This is a genomic window from Flavobacterium cyanobacteriorum (assembly GCF_002251835.1).
Taxonomy (GTDB): domain Bacteria; phylum Bacteroidota; class Bacteroidia; order Flavobacteriales; family Flavobacteriaceae; genus Flavobacterium; species Flavobacterium cyanobacteriorum.
Genome location: NZ_NOXV01000238.1, coordinates 1 through 5,178, shown reverse-complemented (window position 1 = coordinate 5,178; position 5,178 = coordinate 1). Strand labels below are relative to the sequence as shown.

General features: G+C 40.5%; 5 protein-coding genes and 1 other RNA gene. 3 read left to right on the top strand and 3 right to left on the bottom strand.

The genetic code is table 11. The annotated features are described in order from the left end of the window. Nucleotides 1-165: 165 nt before the first annotated feature. A complete protein-coding gene (locus CHU92_RS06720; RefSeq protein ID WP_094413881.1) occupies nucleotides 166-1,218 on the bottom strand; it encodes a glutaminyl-peptide cyclotransferase in 1,053 nt (350 codons plus the stop codon). 89 nt (nucleotides 1,219-1,307) lie between these two features. On the opposite strand from CHU92_RS06720, the gene ffs reads away from it, so the two are divergent. The 3 genes from ffs to fsa all read left to right on the top strand — a co-directional run bounded on the left by ffs (nucleotide 1,308) and on the right by fsa (nucleotide 3,093). Continuing rightward, an RNA gene (gene ffs / locus CHU92_RS06715) (signal recognition particle sRNA small type) lies at nucleotides 1,308-1,404 on the top strand. A gap of 194 nt (nucleotides 1,405-1,598) precedes the next feature. Continuing rightward, nucleotides 1,599-2,402, top strand: coding sequence for an SDR family oxidoreductase (locus CHU92_RS06710; protein ID WP_094413879.1), 804 nt, complete (start codon nucleotides 1,599-1,601; stop codon nucleotides 2,400-2,402). A 31-nt stretch (nucleotides 2,403-2,433) separates the two neighbouring features. Further along, entirely contained in the window at nucleotides 2,434-3,093 is a 660-nt protein-coding gene (gene fsa / locus CHU92_RS06705) for a fructose-6-phosphate aldolase (RefSeq protein WP_094413877.1), read from the top strand. A 40-nt stretch (nucleotides 3,094-3,133) separates the two neighbouring features. Here the strand turns inward: fsa and CHU92_RS06700 are convergent, their stop codons facing one another. After that, entirely contained in the window at nucleotides 3,134-4,036 is a 903-nt protein-coding gene (locus tag CHU92_RS06700) for an NAD(P)/FAD-dependent oxidoreductase (RefSeq protein WP_094413875.1), read from the bottom strand. Nucleotides 4,037-4,309: 273 nt separating this feature from the next. Continuing rightward, nucleotides 4,310-5,017 carry a hypothetical protein gene (locus CHU92_RS06695; protein WP_094413873.1) on the bottom strand — a complete coding sequence of 236 codons (708 nt, stop codon included), beginning with the start codon at nucleotides 5,015-5,017 and terminating at the stop codon, nucleotides 4,310-4,312. Nucleotides 5,018-5,178: the final 161 nt, after the last annotated feature.

Sequence of the window (5,178 nt, the reverse complement as noted above, 5' to 3'; positions counted from 1 at the left end):
AAAACTAACCATTCTTTTTTTTATTGTTTAGGACGCTATTGATAAAAGTTAAACTTTTGTAAAGATTCATTAAACAAAACCATGGCTGATGTTCTGTCGTAAATAAATAGTGGGTTGTTTTTTGGTTGGAAAGAAAGCCCCTGCAAATTTTGCATGGGCTTTCTGTTATTCTGTAATTTTAATTTCAAACATTTTATCCCAGTTTTTGCCAGTAACAAAAATAGTTTTAGTTTTCGGGTTATAGGCAATGCCGTTTAGCACATCAAGCTCAGCGTGCTGGGTTACTTTCTTTTTAAGTTCAGCAAGGTTTATCACAGCCTCAACAGCTCCCGTTTCAGGGTCAATAACCGCAATAGCATCTTTTTGGTAAATGTTGCCGTATAGTTTTCCGTTTATCCATTCCAGCTCATTCACTGATTTGATTTTGCTGCTGTTGGTATACACGTTCAGGTAGTCTTTCTCTTTCAGGCTTTGCGGGTCGAGTATCCAAATTTTTTCAGTACCGTCGCTCTGGTACAGGCTTGTTCCGTCATTAGCCAGGCCCCAACCTTCAACATTTTTGAAATACGTAAATTCCCTTTCTTGCTGTAAGTTATCGGCATTATATACATAACCGGTATTTTCACGCCATGTAAGCTGGTAAATTTTATTATTAAGGACGGTAATCCCTTCGCCAAAAAATTTTCCCCAAAGGTTTACCTGTTTGTACACTTTACCGGTACGATAATCTGTTTTCCGCAGGTTTGATTCGCCATATTGCCCTGTGCCTTCAATTAAAGTGTCCCTGTAAAATTCAAGCCCCTGTGTATAAGCCTGGATATCATGAGGATAAATATTAACTATTTCATATTTCAGCAATTTTGGGGTAACATCGCTCACCAGCTCAATCCTTCCTTCAGTTTCGGCAGTATCACCTTCATAATACACCACCGCCTTGATATTCTGGTAACCCAACTTACGCCCGGTCAAGGGGAGTACAAACGCAGCATTACCCCTGGCAGTGCCCGCTTTAGCCTCATTTACAAAATAAACAACAGAGTCAATCGCTTTCTTCTGGGTATTTATAACAGAAAGCTCCACTTTTTCGGAAGGGTTATACTGCTCTTTAAGCGCAGCGGTATCAATACTGAATAAATTATTTTTATCGGTTTTATCATCGCCGCAATAGCTCATGGCAGCGCCCAATAAAATGAATGCTAATAGGTTACGTTTTTTCATGGTTTCTTTTATGATACAGCCAATATACAATTACATTTTATAACTGGCAATTTGCCTTGCAAAAATATAAAAAGGTTGTATCTTTGCGCCGGCAAGTCCTACACGACCAGCTCCTGCAGACTCCTCCAGGGTGGGAACACAGCAAAGGTATGCGGTTGTAGCGGTGCGATGTAGGCCGCTTGCCATTTTTTTATTCTACACCATTCCTTTTTTTCAGGGCCCAAACACCAGGCACACTATCCGTCCGTTTTCCCGCTTTCCGTTATATCCCTCCGCTGCGCTGCGGGATGCCACTACAATCGGGGGCAAAACCCGTCTTCTGGCATTCTTTCTGCACCCCTACCACTGCAAATTCATCAAAAAAATGTACTTTAGCCCGCATGAATAAAGTCATACTGATCACCGGCGCCTCATCAGGAATTGGGAGAGCCATCGGTGAGTATCTCAGCCAGAAAGGGTTTATTGTATATGGGACCAGCCGTAACCCCGAGCGTGTCCAGCACCCGGTTTTTCCGCTGCTTACCCTTGATGTCCGCGATGCCACCAGCATTAAACAGGCCGTAGCCGAAATAACAGGTAGGGAGGGCAGGCTTGATGTGCTTGTTAATAATGCAGGTGTAGGCATTACCGGCCCCCTGGAAGAAATACCTACCCCCGAAATAAGGAATACTTTTGAAACGAACCTTTTTGGGCCTATCGAGGTAATGAAAGCCGTCCTTCCGCAAATGCGCAGCCAGAAAGCTGGGCTTATCATTAATATAACCTCTATTGCAGGCTATATGGGGTTACCTTACCGGAGTGTCTATTCAGCGTCAAAAGGGGCATTAGAGCTTATCACGGAGGCACTGCGGATGGAAGTAAAGCATTTTGGCATCAGGGTAGCCAATGTGGCACCCGGCGATTTTGCTACCAATATTGCAGCTGGGCGCTATCATGCCCCGCTGGTTAAAGGCTCTGCTTATGAAGTGCCTTATGGTACTACGCTTGAAATGATGAACACCCACGTAGACAGCGGGAGCGATCCTGTAAAAATGGCTGAAGCCGTGCATGCCATTATTACTGACCCTAACCCCCGTATTCATTATAAAGTAGGAGCGTTCCTGCAAAAATTTTCAATTGTGCTGAAACGCGCGCTGCCTGATAAAATGTATGAAAAAATGCTTATGAAGCATTATAAATTGTAGTTTTGCACCAATTTAAAACACAACGATATTTATGAAATTTTTTATTGACACAGCAAATCTCGACCAGATAAAGGAAGCGCAGGAACTTGGCGTTCTTGACGGTGTTACTACAAACCCTTCGCTTATGGCCAAAGAAGGGATAACTGGCAAAAACAATATTTTGAAGCATTATGTGGATATATGCAATATTGTTGAGGGCGATGTTAGCGCCGAAGTTATTGCCACTGACCTTGAAGGCATGATAAAAGAAGGTGAGGAACTGGCCGACCTGCATGAACAGATTGTGGTAAAACTGCCCATGACCAAAGACGGCGTTAAAGCCTGTAAATATTTTTCTGATAAAGGTATCAAAACAAACGTAACATTGGTGTTTTCTGCAGGGCAGGCACTTTTGGCTGCCAAGGCAGGCGCTACTTATGTTTCGCCATTTATAGGCCGCCTCGATGATGTATCTACTGATGGCCTTAACCTGATACAGGAAATAAGGGAGATATATGATAATTATGGGTTTGAAACCGAGATACTGGCCGCATCGGTTCGCCATACCATGCACATTGTAAATTGTGCCAAGATAGGCGCTGATGTAATGACGGGGCCGCTTTCAGCCATAACCGGGCTGCTCAAGCACCCGCTGACTGACCTGGGCCTGGCACAGTTTATTGCTGACTACGAAAAAGGCAACAAACAATAAAAGTTACTTTTAAAATCCCGGTGTACAACGCCGGGATTTTTTAGATAAACTCCTCCTCTGTGAGCTGCTTATTGATGAGCGCTCCTGCCTTATTACCCGAAGCAACAGCATTGGCTACCGAACGGAACAGGCTGAGGCAGTCGCCGGCGGCATATATTCCGGGTACTGAGGTTTCCATGCATTTGCTTACCTGTATAAAGCCTTTTTCCGTCATTTCGCAGCCCAGCTGTTCCGGCACTCCGCATTGCTGTATAAACGGAAGCTGTGTAAACAAAGCGGCCAGCTTTTCAGGCATTGCATCTTTAAAGTGGAGCTGTTGTATACACCCGTTGTCATGCTCAATGTAATCTATTGCATTTTCAACTACAATTACACTATTTTTGTTTAGGAGGCGAACCTGCTCTGGGTTCAGCGTGCTGGTGCCATTGGTGAACAGTGTAAGGTCTTTGGTCCATTGCCTTATAGTTTTAGCCATTTCAAAGGCGGTATCGCCGTTGGCAAGTATACCGGTTTTCCTGTTCCTGATTTCATAGCCGTGGCAGTAAGGGCAGTGCAGGATTGATATGCCCCAGCATTCAGAAAAACCCTCAATGTTCGGGATGGTATCGGTTATGCCTGTAGCAAATAATACTTTACGGGAAAGAAATTCACCTTCCTTTTCAGTACTGACTTTAAACAGGTTATCAGCAGGTACCACATTGGTAACCAGTCCTTTCATGAACCGTACTGAAGGGTAGTATTCTGCCTGGGTACGGGCTTTCTCATGAATGGCCCGGGGCTTGCTGCCATCATTGGTCAAAAAGTTATGTGAGTGGGCAGCCTTCCTGTTGCAGGGGTTACCGCTGTCAATTACCAAAACGTTCCGTAGGGCGCGGCCCAGGGAAAGCGCCGCCGAAAGCCCTGCATAACTGCCTCCTGCAATCACTACATCATATACCTCCATGTGCTGTTACTTTACTATAAAGTTATCACAGTGCGGCCGGAATATGGGCTTATTTAACTAAAACTTAAATGCTACATCATCGGTTATTGGCGAAAATTTACTTTTAGGTGCCGGTTTTGTAGTGTTTTTGTAGTGAAGCTATACGGTGTGAGTAGGGATGCACCGGCTGCGGCCATATAGCCCTGATAGCNCTTTTATGCAAGAAAAACGTAAAAAAACCGTCTCAAGTTGTGAGACGGCTTCTATTTTTATACTTACACAGTTAGTGAGATACTACCGTATTAGTTGTCTTTCTCCTGAGCTAATTCTATCCAATAAATCTATTTTGTTTTTTGAAATTAATTTAGTTTCAAAAATAGGTGGAGGCAAAAATTCGATAATAGGATTGTTTTTATCAGATTTCAACTTTAGTTCTTCAGCTAGTTTTTTAACATTAATATATTCGACATCAATATGTTTTAGCCACAAATCATTGTAGTTTTTAATGAAATTTATTATTTGTTTTAGTTTAAATATGATGTGACTTTGACTATTATCAATTTTTTTTAAAAAATTGTTTATGTCAATTGTATAAAATCCTTTTCCCTTGTCTACTTCAATTATATATTGATTGTAACTAACATATTTTTCACAAATACTTATAATTTTATAAAGGATGTAAATATCAATTTTGTATTGAATGTTTGGAATTATAGTTTTGTCAATATCATATTTAATTTTAAATTCATTTAGCACATAATCAAGTTTTTTGTATAAAGATGATGGTCTTCTACTGTTACCCATATTAAAATTGATACCGTAGTTAGAATTTAATAATATGTAAAAATCCTTTTTAATATCTTCTTCTTCATCATATTGATTTCCATTCTGTTCATCATTTAGCACGAAAAAACTTTTTGAATTTTTTAAATTCAATTTTAAATATTCAGTTACAAGATTATCAGTTATTTTAAACTTTGAATTTGATAATACTATTGACAAAAGCCTTTGTTGTAATAAATAACTTTCTGTATTAATGTTAATTATACCTGCCCAACCATCATCTTTACTTTCACGTTTTGGATTTATTACAATCGGAATTTGATATGAATCATTCTTTAGTACACGACAAAAAACATAATTGATTAAAAATCAATAAAATA

Bases quoted from the DNA above. Each gene is read 5' to 3' on its own strand.
- CHU92_RS06720 (WP_094413881.1), bottom strand. From the start codon at position 1,218: ATGAAAAAACGTAACCTATTAGCATTCATTTTATTGGGCGCTGCCATG.
- CHU92_RS06710 (WP_094413879.1), top strand. From the start codon at position 1,599: ATGAATAAAGTCATACTGATCACCGGCGCCTCATCAGGAATTGGGAGA.
- fsa (WP_094413877.1), top strand. From the start codon at position 2,434: ATGAAATTTTTTATTGACACAGCAAATCTCGACCAGATAAAGGAAGCG.
- CHU92_RS06700 (WP_094413875.1), bottom strand. From the start codon at position 4,036: ATGGAGGTATATGATGTAGTGATTGCAGGAGGCAGTTATGCAGGGCTT.